This window comes from Streptomyces sp. NPDC055287 (genome assembly GCF_053646035.1).
Genome location: NZ_JBSHNE010000004.1, coordinates 88539 through 105724, shown reverse-complemented (window position 1 = coordinate 105724; position 17186 = coordinate 88539). Strand labels below are relative to the sequence as shown.

The 17186-nt window shown below is 71.6% G+C and carries 17 protein-coding genes; 6 read left to right on the top strand and 11 right to left on the bottom strand.

Features of this window, described 5'->3' with window-relative positions:
- Window positions 1-146: 146 nt before the first annotated feature.
- Complete coding sequence (locus tag ACWIHY_RS08490; RefSeq protein ID WP_454374877.1) at window positions 147-2990, bottom strand: penicillin acylase family protein; 2844 nt, start codon at window positions 2988-2990, stop codon at window positions 147-149.
- A gap of 190 nt (window positions 2991-3180) precedes the next feature.
- Between ACWIHY_RS08490 and ACWIHY_RS08485 the strand changes: the two genes are divergently transcribed.
- Entirely contained in the window at window positions 3181-3792 is a 612-nt protein-coding gene (locus ACWIHY_RS08485) for a hypothetical protein (RefSeq protein WP_454374876.1), read from the top strand.
- A gap of 108 nt (window positions 3793-3900) precedes the next feature.
- Here the strand turns inward: ACWIHY_RS08485 and soxR are convergent, their stop codons facing one another.
- Window positions 3901-4389 (bottom strand): redox-sensitive transcriptional activator SoxR, encoded by a 489-nt coding sequence (gene soxR / locus ACWIHY_RS08480; protein ID WP_454374875.1) that lies wholly within the window; start codon window positions 4387-4389, stop codon window positions 3901-3903.
- A 119-nt stretch (window positions 4390-4508) separates the two neighbouring features.
- Between soxR and ACWIHY_RS08475 the strand changes: the two genes are divergently transcribed.
- Window positions 4509-4970 (top strand): MaoC family dehydratase, encoded by a 462-nt coding sequence (locus ACWIHY_RS08475; RefSeq protein ID WP_454374874.1) that lies wholly within the window; start codon window positions 4509-4511, stop codon window positions 4968-4970.
- Between the two features lie 19 nt (window positions 4971-4989).
- Here ACWIHY_RS08475 and ACWIHY_RS08470 read toward each other — a convergent pair whose 3' ends face one another.
- The 4 genes from ACWIHY_RS08470 to ACWIHY_RS08455 form a co-directional block, all read right to left on the bottom strand.
- The gene (locus ACWIHY_RS08470) at window positions 4990-5616 is read right to left on the bottom strand and encodes a TetR/AcrR family transcriptional regulator (protein ID WP_454374873.1); all 627 of its coding nucleotides are present in this window, start codon (window positions 5614-5616) and stop codon (window positions 4990-4992) included.
- A 77-nt stretch (window positions 5617-5693) separates the two neighbouring features.
- Window positions 5694-5981 carry a YiaA/YiaB family inner membrane protein gene (locus ACWIHY_RS08465; protein ID WP_454374872.1) on the bottom strand — a complete coding sequence of 96 codons (288 nt, stop codon included), beginning with the start codon at window positions 5979-5981 and terminating at the stop codon, window positions 5694-5696.
- Between the two features lie 52 nt (window positions 5982-6033).
- Window positions 6034-7008 carry a D-2-hydroxyacid dehydrogenase family protein gene (locus ACWIHY_RS08460; protein WP_454374871.1) on the bottom strand — a complete coding sequence of 325 codons (975 nt, stop codon included), beginning with the start codon at window positions 7006-7008 and terminating at the stop codon, window positions 6034-6036.
- Window positions 7009-7043: 35 nt separating this feature from the next.
- On the bottom strand, window positions 7044-8195 hold the full coding sequence (locus ACWIHY_RS08455; RefSeq protein ID WP_454374870.1) for an acyl-CoA dehydrogenase family protein: 1152 nt from the start codon (window positions 8193-8195) through the stop codon (window positions 7044-7046).
- A gap of 62 nt (window positions 8196-8257) precedes the next feature.
- On the opposite strand from ACWIHY_RS08455, the gene ACWIHY_RS08450 reads away from it, so the two are divergent.
- The 4 genes from ACWIHY_RS08450 to ACWIHY_RS08435 all read left to right on the top strand — a co-directional run bounded on the left by ACWIHY_RS08450 (window position 8258) and on the right by ACWIHY_RS08435 (window position 11370).
- Complete coding sequence (locus tag ACWIHY_RS08450; RefSeq protein ID WP_454374869.1) at window positions 8258-8923, top strand: TetR/AcrR family transcriptional regulator; 666 nt, start codon at window positions 8258-8260, stop codon at window positions 8921-8923.
- 14 nt (window positions 8924-8937) lie between these two features.
- Entirely contained in the window at window positions 8938-9711 is a 774-nt protein-coding gene (locus ACWIHY_RS08445) for an ArsR/SmtB family transcription factor (protein ID WP_454374868.1), read from the top strand.
- 97 nt (window positions 9712-9808) lie between these two features.
- On the top strand, window positions 9809-10579 hold the full coding sequence (locus tag ACWIHY_RS08440; protein ID WP_454374867.1) for a hypothetical protein: 771 nt from the start codon (window positions 9809-9811) through the stop codon (window positions 10577-10579).
- The gene (locus tag ACWIHY_RS08435; protein WP_454374866.1) at window positions 10576-11370 is read left to right on the top strand and encodes an isocitrate lyase/PEP mutase family protein; all 795 of its coding nucleotides are present in this window, start codon (window positions 10576-10578) and stop codon (window positions 11368-11370) included. The genes ACWIHY_RS08440 and ACWIHY_RS08435 overlap by 4 nt, the downstream gene beginning before the upstream one ends.
- Before the next feature lie 370 nt (window positions 11371-11740).
- On the opposite strand, the gene ACWIHY_RS08430 is transcribed toward ACWIHY_RS08435, so the two are convergent.
- The 5 genes from ACWIHY_RS08430 to ACWIHY_RS08410 all read right to left on the bottom strand — a co-directional run bounded on the left by ACWIHY_RS08430 (window position 11741) and on the right by ACWIHY_RS08410 (window position 17089).
- Window positions 11741-13090, bottom strand: a complete 1350-nt coding sequence (locus ACWIHY_RS08430) for an MFS transporter (protein ID WP_454374865.1) — start codon at window positions 13088-13090, stop codon at window positions 11741-11743.
- 208 nt (window positions 13091-13298) lie between these two features.
- Complete coding sequence (locus ACWIHY_RS08425) at window positions 13299-14384, bottom strand: Zn-dependent alcohol dehydrogenase (protein WP_454374864.1); 1086 nt, start codon at window positions 14382-14384, stop codon at window positions 13299-13301.
- Between the two features lie 19 nt (window positions 14385-14403).
- Entirely contained in the window at window positions 14404-15798 is a 1395-nt protein-coding gene (locus tag ACWIHY_RS08420) for an aldehyde dehydrogenase family protein (RefSeq protein WP_454374863.1), read from the bottom strand.
- A 137-nt stretch (window positions 15799-15935) separates the two neighbouring features.
- Entirely contained in the window at window positions 15936-16406 is a 471-nt protein-coding gene (locus tag ACWIHY_RS08415) for a DUF3574 domain-containing protein (RefSeq protein ID WP_454374862.1), read from the bottom strand.
- Window positions 16407-16507: 101 nt separating this feature from the next.
- On the bottom strand, window positions 16508-17089 hold the full coding sequence (locus ACWIHY_RS08410; protein ID WP_454375120.1) for a class F sortase: 582 nt from the start codon (window positions 17087-17089) through the stop codon (window positions 16508-16510).
- Between the last annotated feature and the right edge of the window lie 97 nt (window positions 17090-17186).

The following is a 17186-nucleotide window of genomic DNA, read 5'->3' as shown; positions in this document are numbered from 1 at the left end:
GGTGGGCGCTGGGCGCCGCCACCCCGCGCGGTGCGCCCCCTACCGCCGGGTTTAGGGCTTTACCCGGGCACCCGGGGCGGCCGCCGCCCCCGGGGATTCCCGTTCAGCGGCGACGTCCGGTTTGTTCGGCGTGTGCGGACGCCCCGTCAGCGGTGCGACGGGTACTCGACGACCATCTGGTAGGTCGGGCGGTTCTGCCAGTGCATCGCGGGGTGCGTGAGTCCGCCCACCGCGCGGTGGACGATCGAGTCGGCACACCACTGCTCGCCCGCCTTGCAGCTGTCGTCGCCGGGGTACACCACTGTCGCGGGCTTGGCGACGGCCTGCTTCAGCGTCGTGAGCAGGGTGTCACGGCAGGCGGACAGATCGCCCTCGCCGCAGTACGTCTGCGCCAGCGGTCCCTCGACCCGCTGCCCCAGGATCTTGCGCAGGTCCTTGTCGACGTAACTCCACCAGCCGTACTGGAAGGCGGAGCCCGCGTGGGCCCCGGTCGGGCCGTGCCCGGCCGACGGTGCCTCGTCGGTGGTGAGGTTCCTGGTGAGTTCGCCGTAGAGCTCGTCACCGAGGCCCGGCCTGAACTGGGCCTCGACGAGCAGCGGCCACCAGGCGTCCATGATCCGCACCGCGTCGGGGTGGGTGTAGGTCCGCGAGCCCTGCGCCGTCTCCTTGCGCTGGGCCCCGGCGGAGCGCCACGACTCCAGCTGCTGGACGCCCCTGGCCACGTCCGGGTCGGTGACGGGCTTCGTGCGCAGCACCTTGAGGAGCTCCGGCAGGACGTCCTCGCCGCGCAGATCTGTGACGGCCGCCTCGGCCATGGCCCGGGTCAGCGAGGCGCGGGTGACGCCGCCGTCGGCGACGAGCTCCTTGACCCGGTCGTCGAGGAGGTTGCCCCGGTGTACGGAGCCGTTGCCGAAGCCGGCCGCGGTGAAGTCCTTCGCCTGCTTGTTGTTCCAGGAGATGTAGTAGTCCTGGCCGGCGGTCTGCGGGTGCTGCGCGGGCGGGGTGTAGGCGGCGGTGTTGAACGCCGGGTCGAAGTCCCGCCATTCGTTGGCCTTTTCCGCCTTCACCGGCAGCGAGGCGTCGACGCCCTCGGCGCGCACCGGGTTCATGCCGCTGTTGTAGTACGCGGCGGTGCGCGAGTCGGCGTAGAACCAGTTGAAGGCGTAGTCGATGTTCTCGGCCGCCTTCTGGAAGGACTTGGCGTCCTTCACGTACGAAGGGTCGTTGAACATCTGGAAGCCGATGATCGAGTCGGCCTCGTGCCGGTAGGTGGAGCGCAGCGAGGTGTACGCGACGGGCTTGCCGCCGACGGTGGCGCGGTGGGTGACCGTGCCGTACTTCGTGCGCCAGACCTGCATGCGGTACGAGCCGGCCGCCGTGGAGTCGGCGAGCGTCGGCTTCCAGGCGTTGCGCTTCTCCAGCTTCTCCATGGGGGTGCAGGCGCCCCGGAAGAGGTAGTGGGACGACGCCTTCGAGGGCGCGGAGCCGCCCGGCTCGCACAGTTCCACCGCGTACGTGTCGGTGATGTCCTGTCCGGCGGAGGTGGCCGACCAGGCGTAGTCCTGGCCGCGGCCCAGTTGCACGTACATGCCGACGCCGGCGAAGGAGGCGCCGCGGGCGCTGATGCCGGGGCCCTGGAGCTCCTGGAGCATGAGGAGCTGCGGCGCGAAGTAACCGGTCTGGGGGCCGAAGACGGCTACCGGGTTTCCGCTCGCGGTGTGCTCGCCGGAGACCACCAGGGCGTTGGACATGCCGCGCTTCTTGGTGAAGTCGGCGCCGGGCAGCACCCCGTCGTCGTACATGCCCTGGAGCGGCCTGAGCCTCTTCGGCGCCTTCACCGGGTCCTTTTCGCCGGCCCTGGCGGTCTCCGCGGCGCCCTCGCGGTCGTACACGAGCTGCTCGGGTGTCACGGAGCCCCGGTCGGGCATGGCCGCGCCGCGCGGGTTCTCGGGCTTGCCGGCGTACGGGAACGACGTGCCGTCGTGGACGGTGAGGACGGCCTCGGGGTCGTTGCGCTGGCGGAAGGACTCCCAGACCCTGGTGCCTTCCGCGACGCCGTACTTCTGCTGAGCGGCGAGCAGTGAGATCGCGGACTGCACCTCGCCGCCACCTCCGCCGCCGAACAGGCCACCGACGACGGAGGCGAGCGCGATCAGGTCGGTCACCTTGAAGGGCTTGATCTCCCCGATGTTGGTGATCGCGTCGACCTTGCCGGTGAGGACGTACTCGCCGGGGAAGTAGCGGCCCTTCTTGGCCTTTTCGCGGTAGGAGTTGATGCCGTCGACGTACGCCTGGGCGTCCGCCATCGCCTGCTCGCCACGCTCGCCCTTGGTGGTGCGTATCCGCTCGACCTGGGCCTGGAGGTCCTCCTCGGTGTACGGGGCCTGCGGCCAGAACTGCTGCTCCAGGCCCTGGTTGGCGAGGGCCCCGCCCGCGAAGGAGGTCAGCTCGCCGCGGCCGATGTGGCGGAAGAGGTCCATCAGCCAGAGCCGGTCCTGGCCCGCCGCGTAACCGGCGCCGAACTCGGTGCCATAGCGGGTGGTGCCCTTGATGTGGGGGACGCCGGTCGCCTTGTCACGGGTGATCGTGACGTCGTCGCGGGGGCGGATCACCGACCGGACCTGGTCCTCGGGTACGCCGAAGGAACCGTCGTTGAAGAAGTCGGTCAGTTTGTCGTCGGTGAGGCCCTGGTGGCCCGCGACGAGAGCGTCGTACTTCGCTATCTGGTCGGAACTGTGCGCCGGGCGGGTGCCGAGAACGCGGTGGGCGAGGATTTCGGCGAGGGTGGCGTTGCCGTTCTGACCGGGCGGCAGGATGTCGTCGCACTGGCTTTCGCAGTGGTCCGTGACGGGGGCGGGGTCCTGGGCAGCCACCGGGCCGGCGGCAGCCGTGGCCTGCGGCAGAGGGGACAGCAGAGCCGCGGCGAGCGCGATTGCCACTGCTGCCAACGCAGTTCTGTGCTGGGCGGAACCGGTACGTCGTCGTCGCATGCGTGTGCTCCTTGGGGGAGGCCGGTGCGACGGAGGTTACTGGCGGTACGCGGCGGCCGGAAAGTGAGCATGCGTCACCTTTTCGAAATCCCCACTGATAAGGTCCATTCGATTTTCGATGGAGCCGAATGGGGCACCCGTACGTCCACTCTGTGACGCCGAAGTACCAGCGACGGAGGTGGCAAGTGCAATGGCCGGTTTCCGGAGTCTTGCGAGACAGGTGCGCGACCCGCGGTGCGACCTGGCACTGCGGCGGTATTCGCTGCGCAAATGCCTGGAACGGTTTGCCCCTTATGGGCACCGGGCGACTTGGGACCATCTGTGCTCCAGGCACAGGATCGAACCGGAGGACAGAGCGCCCGATCCGGCGCGGCTGGTGGCCGCGCTCGACGAACTGGAGGAGGCGCGGGCCGTCTGGCTCGCATACGAAGTGGAGTTCGCCCGGCGCCGCAAGCGCGAGAAGCACGACGGGCTGCGGCGTCCCGGCTCCTTCGACGACTGGCACCGCCGCACCTGGGGAGGGTGCGGAGTGGCCTGGTGCGACGATCCGGCGGTCCATCCGGTGGCGCCGCTCGGCGACGTACTGCGTCGGTTGATCTCCGCACTGGAGTCCGGACCCGGGGTCAACTGCCCGGTGTGCGCGGAGAGCGGGATCGTCTGGAAGCAGGAGCTGGCGCACGAGCCGTGGTTCGGGCCGGTCTGCACGGGCTGCGGCATTCTGGTGCCGCAGCCCGTTCTGACGCCCGAGGCGCTGGCGGAGTCCAAGAGGGTACGGCGCAGGGAACTGGCGTCGGTGGCGTGAGCGCGCGAGGGCGCGGCGCCCCACCGGCCGCCGCGCCTTCGCGTCGCCGGCGCCGCCCGCGCCGCTGCCGCTGCCCCTGTCCGCCGCAGGGCTCGGCCCTGCCGCAGTTCAGACGCTCCGCTTCGCCCCGCCGTTCGCGCCGCGGCTTTCGGGGAGCAGACGGGAACCGGTCATGCGTTCACCGAAGACGTCGTCCGGGTTGGACAGTACGCAGGTCTCCAGTGACAGGCAGCCGCAGCCGATGCAGTCCGTGAGGTGGTCGCGGAGCCGGCCGAGCTGCTTGATGCGCTCGTCCAGTTCGGAGCGCCACGCCTCCGACAGCCGCGCCCAGTCCTCGTGGTTCGGCGTGCGCTCCTCCGGAAGTTCGGCCAGGGCGTCGCGGATCGTGGCGAGCGGGATGCCGACGCGCTGGGCCGCGCGCACGAAGGCGACACGGCGCAGCGCGTCACGGCCGTAGCGCCGCTGGTTGCCCGCGGTCCTGCGGCTGCTGATCAGACCCTTGGACTCGTAGAAGTGGAGGGCGGACACGGCGGCGCCGCTGCGCGCGGACAGCTGGCCGACCGTGAGCTCGTGGATCTTCTCTGGTATCTGCGGCACTCCTCGAACCCTACTGGGCATCCGTTGACAGAACACAGGAGCCGAACCATGCTGAGCAAGCGCTTAGACAGCGCGTGAGTACTCGAATGGGCAGCCGCACGAGAGGCAGGGGCCGGGACATGGCAGAGCCGAGGATCTTCACTTCCGCCGAGGAGCTGCGCGCCGGGGTCGGCGAGCAGTTGGGACACAGCGAGTGGCTGGAGGTCGACCAGAAGCGGATCGACCTGTTCGCCGAGGCGACCGGCGACCACCAGTGGATCCACGTGGACCCGGAGAAGGCCGCGGCGGGCCCCTTCGGCACGACGATCGCGCACGGCTATCTGACGCTGTCGCTGCTGCCGGCGCTCGTCCCGCAGATCCTGCGGGTCGAGGGCATGAAGATGGGCATCAACTACGGCAGCAACAAGGTGCGCTTCCCGTCCACCGTGCCGGTCGACTCCCGGCTGCGGGCGACGGCGGTGCTCAAGGACGTCACCGAGGCGGGCGGCGGCGTACAGGTGACGGCCGTCGTCACGGTGGAGCGCGAGGGCGGCGACAAGCCGGCGTGCGTGGCGGAGTCGGTGTCCCGCTACTACTTCTGAGCCGGCCGCTCCCCGTTCGCTACTTCTGGGCGGCGACCATCCGCAGGACGAGGTCGGAGTACAGTTCGCCGACCTCGTCGGGCGTCCTGCGCCCCTGGGCGTTGAACCAGCGCGCCACGTCAATGCACAGCGACAGCACCGCGAGCGTGGTGCCGGGGACGTCCGGGACGTCGAACTCCCCGGCCTTGACGCCGTCGTTGAGGATGCGGCGTACGGCGGCGTCGCTGCTGCGCCGCAGTTCGATGATCTCGGCGCGGTGTTCGTCACTGAGCGCGTCGAGCTCGTACTGGACCACGCGCGCCGTGGTGTGCCGTTCCGCGTGCCAGACGACGAAGGAGCGCACGGCACCGTCCAGCCGCTCGGCCGCCGAGCCCGGCCCGTCCGCCGCGGCCCGGAGGATCTCCAGGGCCTTGTCGTGACCGATGCGGCTGATCCGGTGAAGGAGCTCTTCCTTCGTCTTGTAGTGGATGTAGAGCGCCGCCGGGCTCATCCCGGCGCGACTCGCGATGTCACGGGTCGTGGTCGCGTGGTAACCACGCTCGGCGAACGCCTCGACGGCGGCGACCAGCAGCTTTCTGGCCGCCTCGGGGGTGACCTCGCCCCACGGCATGTCCACGCCGTCGGTCATCTCGTCCGCCGCACTCATGACTCGCCCCTTCCGTCCGACAGGAACGAACACCATACCCCGAAGGTGAGCAAGCGCTTAGAGCTCGCTCGGTGCTTTCAGAGCTTCTGGAAGGGGTCGTGCTCGGCGAGGAGCTTCTCCAGGCGGGCCTGGTCGACGCGGCTCACGATCTGCCCGGCCTCCTGCCGGTCCCTGATGACCTTGGCGAGGGTGAAGGCCGAGGTCACCAGGTACAAAACGCCGATGCCGAGAAAGGCCCGCACCCAGGGGTCGGCGTCCATGTAGAGGATGCCGAGCCCCACGGCTCCCAGGGCCACCATGAACGCGGCGACCGCCTGACCGTAATACGCCGTCGTGCTCTGCTGCTTTACCGGTGTGTCGCTCATGACGACAGCATGGACGGCTGCGGCGCGCGTCACATCCGCTTGCGTACTTACCTCAGATACTCAGCCGCCGGACCGGGTTTCCCGCCAGGAAGGCGGCGATGTCCTCCACCGCCTGCTCGTAGTAGGCACGGTAGTTGCGGTGGGTCACATAGCCGAGGTGCGGCGTGGCGAGCAGGTTCGGCAGCGAGCGGAACGCGTGCCCGTCGGGCAGCGGTTCCGTGTCGAACACGTCCACGCCGGCACCGGCGATCCACCCGTCGCGCAGCGCCCGGGCGAGTGCCGCCTGGTCCACGATGGCGGCGCGGGAGGTGTTGACGAGGTACGCCGAGGGCCGCATCCGCTTCAGCTCGTCCTGGCCGATCAGTCCCCGGGTCCGGTCGCCGAGTACCAGATGGACCGAGACGAAGTCACTGCTCTCGAGCAGCTCCTCCTTGGTGGCCGCGAGCCGGACACCCGCGGCGTCGGCGCGCCCGGCCGTCAGGTTCTGGCTCCAGGCCATCACGTCCATGCCGAAGGCCTGGCCGATCCGGGCCACCTTGCTCCCGGTCTTTCCGAGACCCAGCAGGCCCAGGCGGCGGCCGTACAGGTCGGTGCCGACCGTGCTCTGCCAGGGGCCGTTCTCGCGCAGGGCGTTGTTCTCCGGGACCACTTGGCGGGCGAGCCCGAGGATCAGCGCCCAGGTGAGCTCGACGGGCGGCTCGGAGTTGCTCGTCGTCCCGCACACCGTGACGCCGTGCCGCGCGGCGGCGTCGAGGTCGACGGACGCGTTGCGCATGCCCGAGGTGATCAGCAGCCGGAGGCGGGGCAACCGGGCGAACAGTGTGTCGGTGAAGGGCGTACGCTCCCGCATCACGACGACGATCTCGCAGTCGCCGATCGCTGCGACCAGCTCGTCCTCGACGGTGAAGTGCCGCCGCATCGACGTCACTTCCACCGCGCCGCTGACGGGGGACCAGTCGGCGGTGGTCAGCGCCACGCCCTGGTAGTCGTCGAGGACGGCACAGCGCTGCTTCTTCGTCGTCGTCATCCCACGGAGCTTAAGTCAGGCCCTCACAAGCGGGTTCAGAACGCGGAGACTCCGGTGAGCGCACGGCCGATGACGAGCTTCTGGATCTGGCTGGTGCCTTCGTACAGCGTCATCACGCGGGCGTCGCGCAGCAGTTTCCCGGCCGGGTACTCGTCGATGTAGCCGTAGCCGCCGAACACCTGGAGGGCGTTGTTCGCGGCCCGTACGGCGGCCTCGGAGGCGAAGAGCTTCGCCTTGGACGCCTCGGTGACGAACGGCTGACCGCGGTCGATCAGGTCGGCTACGCGCCAGGTCAGCAGGCGGGCCGCGTCCACGTCCACCGCGATGTCGGTGATCAGTTCCTGCACGAGCTGGTGGCGCGCGATGGTCTTGCCGAACTGCTCGCGCTCGGTGGCGTAGGTGAGCGCCGAGTCGAGGGCGGCCTGGGCGATGCCCACGCACCCCGCCGCGACCGACATGCGCCCCTTGGCGAGCGCCGACATGGCGACCGAGAAACCCTTGCCCTCGGGCGCCAGCATCGCGGAGACGGGGACCCGTACGTCCGCCAGGAAGAGCTCCGCGGTGGCCTGGCCGCGCAGGCCGAGCTTGCCGTGGATCTCGCGGCGGGTGAGGCCGGGGGTGCCGGTGGGGACCAGGAACGCGGAGACGCCCTTGTGGCCGGGGGCATCGGTGGAGCGGGCGAAGAGCAGCACGACGTCGGCCCAGGTGCCGTTGGTGATGAACATCTTGGAGCCGTTGATGACGTAGTCGTCGCCGTCCCGTACGGCGCGGGTGGTGAGGCTGCCCGCGTCGGAGCCCGTGCCGGGCTCGGTGAGCCCGAAGCAGCCGACCAGCTCGCCCGAGGTGAGACCGGGCAGCCACTGCCGCTTCTGCTCCTCGGTGCCCCAGTGCGCGACGGTCTTGGCGACCAGGCCGAGCGAGACGGACACGATGCCGCGCACCGAGGAGTCGCCGCGGCCGAGTTCCTCGGTGACGAGGCAGTACGCGAGGTGGTCGCCGCCGGAGCCTCCGTACTCCTCGGGGATCGTCAGGCCGAGGAAGCCGAGCGCGCCGAGCTTCTTCACGATCGCGCGGTCGACGCTCTCGGCCCGGTCCCACGCGACGACGTGCGGAGTGATCTCGCGGTCGGTGAAGTTTTTGGCGAGCTGCCGCACGGCGGACTGCTCCTCGCTGAGCTCCAGATTCATCCCGGCACCCCACTTTTAATTAGCACCGCTAGTTTCTTGTTGACGGGCCTACTATGTGCCGCATGGCCCGACCGCGCAAGCCCCTCCTCAGCCGTGACCGCATCGTCGGGGCGGCGAGCGCGCTCGTGGACGCGGAAGGGCTCGACGCGGTCTCCACGCGGCGGCTCGCGGCCGTGCTCGGCGTCAGCGGGCCGTCCCTCTACAACCACTTCCACAACAAGGACGAGATCCTCGACGCCGTCGCCGACGGGGTGAGCAGCAAGGTCGACCTGACGATGTTCGACCCGGCGGACGGCCGCGACTGGCGGACGGCGCTGCACGACTACGCCGTCTCCTACCGGGCGGCGCTCACCGAGCACCCCAACATCGTTCCGGTGCTCGCGCGCGGACCCGGGCGGCGCCCGGCCGGCCTGCGGGTCGCCGACGCCGTGTTCGGGGCGATGGTCAGGGCGGGGTGGCCGCCGGCCCAGGCGACGTACATCGGGGCGCTGATGCGGTACTTCATCACCGGTTCGGCGCTCGGCTCGTTCGCGAGCGGGTTCGTCGACGACGAAGCGGCGTACGACCCGGCGGACTACCCGCACCTGGGCCAGGCGCATCTGCTCGCGGAGCGGCGGCAGAAGGTCGACGAGGGCGCGTTCGAGACGGGGCTGCGGGCGCTGATCGAAGGGTTGGCGTTGCAGTACGAGCAGCTGAGGACGGTTCGGCAGACGCCGCAGGATCACTGACGGATCCTGGCACCATGGCACACGACCCCCCGGCATGCGTGACGTCTCGTCCACCTCCCACGTCCCTTCGCTCTCCGGTATCCGCCGCGGGCCGGCTCGCGGCCCTCGCCGCGCTCCTCGCCGACGAGACCCGGGCCTCGTTCTGTCTGGCGCTGCTCGACGGGCGGGCCTGGACGGCCGGCGAACTGGCGCGCCACGCGGGGGTGGCCGCTTCGACCGCGAGCGAGCACCTCGGCAAGCTCGTCCGGGGCGGCCTGCTCACCGAGGAACGACAGGGCAGGCACCGGTACGTCCGCCTCGCGGACCCGGGGACGGCCGCCCTGGTCGAGGACCTCGCCGCGCAGGTGGCGCCACCGCCCGGCGGGCGCAGCGATACACCCCGCTCGCTGCGGGCGGCGAGTGCGAGCAGCGCGATGGCACGGGGCCGCACGTGTTACGACCACCTCGCCGGGCGGCTCGGCATCGTGATCACCGACGCGATGACGCAGCGGGGCCTGCTGCGGCAGGACGCGGGGTTCGCCCTCACGGACGAGGGGCTGGGGTGGTTCGGCGCGCTGGGCATCACCCTGGAACGCACGGGCCGACGCCCCCTGGTGCGGTCCTGCCTCGACTGGACCGAACGCCGTCCGCACCTGGCCGGAGTGGCGGGAGCGGCGCTGTGCCGTCACGCGCTGGATGCCGGGTGGTGCGTACGCATCGGCTCCGAGCGGGCGGTGAAGGTGACCCGGGACGGGGAGCTGGCGCTGGGCGAGGTACTGGGGGTGGAGCGCGGGACGCTGGGCGCGTAGGGAGTGGCGGAGCGGGCGGGCTCCTGTGGGGCCCTTCCCGCCTCGCCCGCGCACAGTTCGGCGGTGGCCGAAGCGTCACCGCGTTACGTTCAGCGGCATGACGACGCCCGCACCGGACACCCGTGCCGTGCTTTCCGACCCCCGGTTCCTCGTGCCGGAAGCGCCCTCCGGCGGCGCACCCGGAACCATGCGCTGGCTGCGCGGCGCCGTGGCCCGCTTCAGCAACGGTTCCGTGCACGCCCGGCGCCGGGCCCTCGCCGAGGGCGAGTTGGGGCGCCTCGACCCCCGGCGGCTGCGGGAAGCGGCCGCCGTCCTGACCCGGCGGACCGCGGCGCCGGACGAGGCGCCCTTTGTCCCGGTGGCCGTTCTCGGCGCCTCCCTCGGCGCACGCGGGGAGGTCGTCGCCGCGACGCGTGCGGTGGCGGCGGCGTACCGGCCGGGGGCCACGCCGGAGCTGATGGCGCGCGCGGACGAGGGCGTGCGCACCCTGGTCGGCCTGCTGCCGGACGGCGAACCGGAGAGCGTCGCGAACCGGATCGGCCTGCTCGTGCAGACCTGCGACGCCACCGCCGCCCTGATCGTCAAGGCCCTGGCCCTGTCCGCAGACCGCCGACCCGGCCGTGCGGTCGACGACTTGGTGGCCGACACCCTCCGTCTGTCCCCGCCCGTTCCCGGCACCCGGCGCGTCGCCGCCGCCGGGGCGGCGCTCCACGGCCGGCCCCTCCCCGAGGGCACCGAAGTCCCCCTGGACCTGGCGTCCGCAGACGCCCCCTTCGGCCACGGCATCCGCCCGTGTCCCGGATCCCGGCACGCCCTCGCACTGGCCTGCGGCGTACTCGACGTACTTCTGGAGGAGACCACCGCATGAATCAGGACCGTTACGACGCCTTCCGCGCCCTGCACCACCGCCCCGGCAGCCCGCTCGTCCTCCCCAACGCCTGGGACCACGCCTCCGCCGCCGCGCTCGCCGAGGCCGGTTTCGCCGCGATCGGGACGACCAGCCTCGGCGTCGCGTCGGCCGCCGGCAAACCGGACGCGACCGGCACGGCGCGCGAGGAGACGCTCCGCCTCGGCCGCGGGCTGGCGCGGCTGCCGGTCCCGGTCACCGTGGACGTCGAGGGCGGATTCGGCGCCGACGCGGCCGGGGTCGCCGCGCTGGCGGTGGATCTCGTACGGGCGGGGGTGGCCGGGGTGAACATCGAGGACGGCCGCCCGGACGGCACGCTCGCGCCGCTGGCCCTCCAGCGGGAGCTGATCGGCGCCATGAAAGAGGCGGCGCCGACTCTGTTCGTCAACGCGCGCACGGACACCTACTGGCTGCCGGGCCACGTCGACGAGACGGCGCGGCGGCTGTCCGCCTACCGGGAGGCGGGCGCGGACGGCTTGTTCGTGCCGGGGCTGCAGGACGAGCCGGTCATCGCCGCCCTGACGGCGGAGTACAAAGCCCCGATCAACATCCTTTACGCACCGGGCCGGTTGACGGTCGCGCGTCTGGCGGAGCTGGGAGTGGCCAGGGTCAGCACGGGCTCGTTGCTGTTCCGGGCGGCTGTGCGGCACGCGGTGGATGTGGCGGGGGCGGTGGCGCGCGGCGAGGCGGACGCACCGGGCGTGCCGACGTACGCAGTGGCGGACGGGTGGGCGGACGCGTACGGGAAGTAGGGGCCTGGGCGTGCGGTCCGTACTCGCTGAAGGCGGGGGCCGACGCGCTGGAGGAAGCGGATGTCGCGCTGGACGCGATGGGGCGGTCAGGGGGTAGTGGGCGGCGCGGCGGGTGCGGGGTTCCCGGACCGGGCCTCCGCCCCCAGACCCCCGCTCCTCAGTGGCCGGAGGGGCTGGGTGGTGCCGCTGAGCGGGAGTGCTCCGTTGCGCGAGCAACCGAGCCTTGAGCGGCGATTCCAGCCCCTCCGGCGTCCGAAGGCCCGCCCGAAGGGCGTCCGGGGGGCCTGGGGGCTCGCCCCGGTTCAGGAAGGGGTGGGGCGGGGCGGGACGGGATGGGATGGGCGGGGCGGCCTCCCGCAGGGCTCCGCCCCTACTCGGCCTCGGCCGGAGCCGCCGCTGCCGCCGCCCGGTTCGCCAGGATCTTGATCGAGATCAGGGCGATGACCGCCAGGCCGATGATGTAGGCCGACACCGCCATCGACGTACCGGTCGCCTCGAGCAGCAGCACCATCATGAACGGCGCCAGCCCGCCCCCGAACACGGCCGCGATCTGGTAGCCGAGCGACGCCCCCGTGTACCGCATCTCCGCCGTGAACAGCTCCGCGAACAGCGCCGCCTGCGGCCCGTACATGATGCTGAGGAAGCAGCTGGTCACGAACGTCCCGACGGCCAGCCACAGCAGCGACTTCGTGTCGATGAGCAGGAACATCGGAACCGCCCACACCAGCAGCCCCACCGCCCCCAGGGCGTAGATGCGCAGCCGGCCGATGCGGTCGGAGAGGGCGGCCGACGCGGGGATCAGTGCCAGTTGCGTGAGGCTGACGCACAACGACACGGTGAGGACCGCGCTGCGCTCCATCTCCAGTTCGCGGGTCGCGTAGTCGAGGACGCCGGTGATGATGATGTAGAAGGTCGCGGTGTTGACCGCGAACGATCCGCCCGCCAGGAAGACCGTGCCGAGGTGCTTCGTCAGGATCGTACGGAGCGGAGAGCGCGCCGCGCCCTTCTCCTGTTCGGCCAGCGCACGCTCCGCCTCGCGGAAGGCCGGGGTCTCCTCGACCCGCGTGTGGATGTACCAGGCGAGCACCAGCACCAGCACGCCGACGAAGAACGGCACCCGCCAGCCCCACGAGGCGAACGCGCTCTCGCTGGTCGTGGCGCCCGCGACGAGGAACACCGTGTTCGCCGTGACCACACCGATGGGAACCCCGAGCTGGACCAGGCTGCCGTACAGGCCGCGCTTGCCCTCGGGGGCGTACTCCGTGGCCATCAGCATCGCGCCGCCCCACTGGGCACCGACCGCGATGCCCTGGAACACGCGCAGCAGGACGAGCAGGATGGGCGCGGCGATGCCGATGGTCTCGTACGTCGGCAGGAGGCCGATGCCGGTGGTGGCCAGGCCCATCATCGTCAGGGCCAGCACCAGCATCGGCTTGCGGCCGTGCTTGTCGCCGAAGTGCCCGGCGATGACACCGCCGACGGGGCGGGCGAGGAAGCCGACGGCGAAGGTCGCGAAGGCGGCGAGCACGCCGGCCGACGAGCTGCCCGACGGGAAGTACAGGTCGCCGAGGACCAGGGCGGCGGCGATACCGAAGACGAAGTAGTCGTACCACTCGACGGCGGAGGCGAGGGCGGCCGCCGTGGCCACCTTGCGGCGGTTGCGGTCGGCGACCGGTGCGGCCGTCGTGGTGCTCGTGAGCGGGGAAGATGCCGTGTCCATGCGCTGCACACTCCGGTGGGTGCGGGGACGGAGGAGGGGGTGGCTCCGAGATGTGCCGGGAACGTACCGACCGGATGGTACGGAGGTCAACGGGTCTGGCGGTAGGACTTTTTTGCCACCTCATTGCCCGTACGGGACGGCGTGTACGCGGCGCAGCACAAGCACCCCGGCCGCGCGGAGGCGGCCGGGGTGCTGGGGCGGGAGCGCCCTAGAAGACGACCAGGGCGCGGCCGCCCTTCCCCGCGAGCATGTTGTCGAAGGCGGCGGGGATGCCGTCGAGGCCGATCTGTTCGGTGACCATGCTGCCGAGGTCGAGGCGGCCGGCGCGGATGTGCTCAGCCAGGACGGGCAGGTCGCGCGCGGGGTCGGAGTTCCCGTAGACGCAGCCCGAGAGCGTACGGCCGAAGTGGAAGATCTCCAGGGCGTTGAAGGTGACCTGCTGGTCCTTGCCGCCGATGCCGACGACCGTGGTACGGCCGCCGCGACGGGTCGAGTCCCAGGCCGTACGGATGGTGACGGCCCGGCCCACGCACTCGATCGCGACGTCCGCCCCCTGCCCGCCGGTGAGCTTGCGGATCTCCCTTGCGGTGGTCTCCGAGGCGATCACGAAATCGGTGGCTCCGGCGGCCCGCGCCAGTTCCTCCTTCTCCGGGGAGACGTCGACGGCGACGATCTGTCCCGCCCCGGCGATCCGGGCCGACTGGAGGACGGCGAGGCCGACCCCGCCGACTCCGAAGACCGCGACCGACTCCCCCGCGCGCACCCGCGCACTGTGGTGGACCGCGCCGTACCCCGTCAGGATCGCGCAGCCGAGCAGCGCCGCGTCGTCGAGCGGGATGCCGTCGGGAACCGGCAGGACGCAGTTGGCGGCGACGAGGGTCTCCTCGGCGAACGCCGCGACGTTCAGGCCGGGGTGGAGGTCGGTGCCGCCGGCGGTACGGGCGTACACCGTGCCGGCACCGGACAGGGCGTTGGCGCACAGCCACACCTCACCGATGCCACAGTGGTGACAAGTGCCGCAGGAGGGTGCCCAGTTGAGGACGACGGAGTCGCCGGGGGCGACATGCGTGACACCCTTGCCGACGGAGACCACGGTGCCGGCGCCCTCGTGGCCGAGTACGGCGGGGACCGGCACGCGCATGGTGCCGTTGGACAGGGAGAGGTCGGAGTGGCAGACCCCGGCGGCGGCGAGACGGACTCTCACCTGGCCGGGGCCGGTCTCCGGCAGGTCGATGTCGGTGATCTCCAGGGGAGCACCGACGGCGGACAGGACTGCGGCGCGGACGCGGGCCATGGTGTGCGTTGCTCCCGGCTCAGAACTGGAGGGACTTGGTCTGGAGGTACTCGGAGAGGCCGTGCGAGCCGAGCTCGCGGCCGACGCCCGACTGCTTGTAGCCGCCGAAGGGCGCGAGGGGGTTGAAGCGGCCGCCGTTGATGTCGACCTGCCCGGTGTCCATGCGGCGGGCGAAGGCGACGGCCTCCGACTCGTCCGCCGCCCAGACGGCGCCCGCGAGGCCGTAGACGGTGCCGTTGGCGATGCGCAGCGCCTCGTCCTCGTCGGCGTACTTCAGGATGGAGACGACCGGGCCGAAGATCTCCTCCTGCGCGATGGTCATGTCGGGGGTGACGTCGGCGAAGACGGTCGGGGCGACGTAGTACCCCTTGCCGAGCGGGGCCTCGGGGCCGCCCGCGACGACGCGTGCGCCCTCCTCGACGCCCTTCTCGATGTAGCCGCGTACGCGCGCCTGCTGCTTGGCGTTGACCAGCGGGCCGACGCGCTCGCCGACGGGGTACTTCGCCACCGCGGCGGCGGCGACGGCCACCGCCTCGTCGTACTGGTCCTCGTGGACCAGCATCCGGGTCCACGCGCTGCACGTCTGGCCGGAGTTGCCCATGACGTTGGCGATGCCGACGCTGACGGCCTTGGCCAGGTCGGCGCCCGGCAGGATGACGTTGGCCGACTTGCCGCCCAGTTCCAGCGCGACGCGCTTGACGGCCGCGCCCGCCGTCGCGCCGATCTGCTTGCCCACGGCGGTGGAGCCGGTGAAGGACACCAGGTCGACGCCCTCGTGCTCGGCGAGCGCCTGCCCGGCGACCGGGCCGAGTCCGGTGACCAGGTTGAAGACCCCGGCGGGGATGCCCGCCTCGTCCACGGCCTCGGCGAAGAGCTGGGCGGTCAGGGGGGTGTCCTCGGCGGGCTTGAGGACGACCGTGCAGCCGGCGGCGAGTGCGGGGGCCACCTTCGCCACGATCTGGTGCAGCGGGTAGTTCCACGGCGTGATCGCGCCGACCACGCCCACCGGCTCCATGAGCACGGTCGAGTTCCCGACCTTCTCCTCGAAGCTGTACGTCGCGGCGAGTTCGGCGTACGAACCGGCGACGAGGATCGGCACCCCCGCGTGCACCATCTGCGAGAAGCCGAGCGGCGCGCCGAGCTCGGCGGTGACGGTCTCGGCGATCTCGTCCTTGCGGGCCACCAGAACGTCACGCAGCGCGGCGATCTTCGTGGCGCGCTCGGCGGGCGGGGTCGCGGACCAGCCGGCGAAGGCGTCACGCGCGGCCCGTACCGCCGTGTCGACGTCCTCGGCGGTGCCGGCCGGGACGTGGCCGATGACCTGCTCGTCGGCGGGGTTCACGACCGCGATCGTGTCCTGGCCGACGGCGGGCCGCCACTGGCCGCCGATGTACATCGCGTCGTGGGCCTTCATCGCAAATCCTCCAGAGCTCCGGGCTGCCGTAGTCGTCCTGAGCCCAAACTAGCGCTGTTAGTTTTTGCGCGCCAGGGCCCAAAGTCACCCATAGCGCTCACCGGAGCGGCGTCTGCGAGGGAGCAGGAAGCGGTGGCTCAGAAGTCGGCGCGGATCGGATCGTCGAGACGGGCCACGGACTCCTGGGCGTACGCGCGCCGGTAGGCGTCGCGGATCCGCTCGATGTGCGGGTCGCGGGCCTTCGCCCGGGACGCCGGGTACAGCAGGATCAGCTCGTACGAACGCTCGCGCTCGATCGTGCCGTTGGCGTCCCGCCACTGGCCCCGGCCGTCCTGCACGGTGAGGCCGTCCGGGAAGCTGCCGGTCACGTGCCGGTCGACGAAACGCGTGAACTGCGCGTCGGTGATGTCCGGGCCGCCGTCGGGCCGCTCGGTCCCGAAGAACAGACGCGTTTCGACGTACGCCTTTCCCCGCGCGGCGGCGGCCGGGGCGGGGTGGGACGGCGGGGCCTCGTCGCCGAGCGTGGCGTACGCGGCGGGGGCGCCGACGGCGAGGAGTACGCCCGCGGCAGTGGCGGCCAGGCGGGTGGACGTGCCGGGGAACGGCATGGTGGATTCCCTTCGGTCGGGAGCTGGGGCGCGGCGGCAAGCCCCTCGCCCCGGCGGGCACCGGGTCGAGGGGCTGTTTCCCGTGGCGCGCGGAGGAAGCGCTATACGGGTTTCACGTCGGTGAGATGAGCGAAGACGACGACGTTGGAGGCGTAGCCCTTCTTCTTGTCGAAGGTCCCGCCGCAGGTCAGCACCCGCAGCTCCGGACGGCCGCTCTTGTTGCCGTACACCTCGGCGTCGGGGAAGGCCTCCTTCTTGTACGTCTTCACCGCGTCGACGGTGAACACCGCGATCCGGTTGTCCACCCGTACAACGTTGACGAGATCACCGGGTTTGAGTGCGTTGAGGTTGAGGAAGATGGCAGGGCCGGTCAGGGTGTCCCGGTGCCCGACGAGCAGCGAGGTGCCGGCCTCACCGGGGCTCGGGCCGTCCTGGTACCAGCCGACCAGTGCGGGGTCGTCCACCGGTGGGGTGGCCAGGTGGCCCTGCGGGTCGAGCCCCATGCCCACGACCGGCGCCTCGATGGAGATCTTGGGCACCGACACCCTGGCGGGAGGAGCGGACGGCAACGGCGCGTGCGCCCCCGGCAAGGGCACCGGCCTCGGGGCCGGCTTCGGGGCCGCCGAGCCGGGCGGCGCGGGCTTCGGCGGTACGGGCGCGGGCGGAGGGGTCTTGGCCGCCACGGGCGCCGAAGCCGCCGGATTCGACACCACGGGGCTGGGAACCGCCGGCTTCGACACCACGGGGCTGGGTACCGCGGGCTTGGACACCACGGGGCTG

What these genes read in the sequence shown, in the direction of transcription:
- ACWIHY_RS08490 (WP_454374877.1), bottom strand. Translation starts at nt 2,990, where the DNA reads ATGCGACGACGACGTACCGGTTCCGCCCAGCACAGAACTGCGTTGGCA.
- ACWIHY_RS08485 (WP_454374876.1), top strand. Translation starts at nt 3,181, where the DNA reads ATGGCCGGTTTCCGGAGTCTTGCGAGACAGGTGCGCGACCCGCGGTGC.
- ACWIHY_RS08475 (WP_454374874.1), top strand. Translation starts at nt 4,509, where the DNA reads ATGGCAGAGCCGAGGATCTTCACTTCCGCCGAGGAGCTGCGCGCCGGG.
- ACWIHY_RS08470 (WP_454374873.1), bottom strand. Translation starts at nt 5,616, where the DNA reads ATGAGTGCGGCGGACGAGATGACCGACGGCGTGGACATGCCGTGGGGC.
- ACWIHY_RS08465 (WP_454374872.1), bottom strand. Translation starts at nt 5,981, where the DNA reads ATGAGCGACACACCGGTAAAGCAGCAGAGCACGACGGCGTATTACGGT.
- ACWIHY_RS08460 (WP_454374871.1), bottom strand. Translation starts at nt 7,008, where the DNA reads ATGACGACGACGAAGAAGCAGCGCTGTGCCGTCCTCGACGACTACCAG.
- ACWIHY_RS08455 (WP_454374870.1), bottom strand. Translation starts at nt 8,195, where the DNA reads ATGAATCTGGAGCTCAGCGAGGAGCAGTCCGCCGTGCGGCAGCTCGCC.
- ACWIHY_RS08450 (WP_454374869.1), top strand. Translation starts at nt 8,258, where the DNA reads ATGGCCCGACCGCGCAAGCCCCTCCTCAGCCGTGACCGCATCGTCGGG.
- ACWIHY_RS08445 (WP_454374868.1), top strand. Translation starts at nt 8,938, where the DNA reads ATGGCACACGACCCCCCGGCATGCGTGACGTCTCGTCCACCTCCCACG.
- ACWIHY_RS08440 (WP_454374867.1), top strand. Translation starts at nt 9,809, where the DNA reads ATGACGACGCCCGCACCGGACACCCGTGCCGTGCTTTCCGACCCCCGG.
- ACWIHY_RS08435 (WP_454374866.1), top strand. Translation starts at nt 10,576, where the DNA reads ATGAATCAGGACCGTTACGACGCCTTCCGCGCCCTGCACCACCGCCCC.
- ACWIHY_RS08430 (WP_454374865.1), bottom strand. Translation starts at nt 13,090, where the DNA reads ATGGACACGGCATCTTCCCCGCTCACGAGCACCACGACGGCCGCACCG.
- ACWIHY_RS08425 (WP_454374864.1), bottom strand. Translation starts at nt 14,384, where the DNA reads ATGGCCCGCGTCCGCGCCGCAGTCCTGTCCGCCGTCGGTGCTCCCCTG.
- ACWIHY_RS08420 (WP_454374863.1), bottom strand. Translation starts at nt 15,798, where the DNA reads ATGAAGGCCCACGACGCGATGTACATCGGCGGCCAGTGGCGGCCCGCC.
- ACWIHY_RS08415 (WP_454374862.1), bottom strand. Translation starts at nt 16,406, where the DNA reads ATGCCGTTCCCCGGCACGTCCACCCGCCTGGCCGCCACTGCCGCGGGC.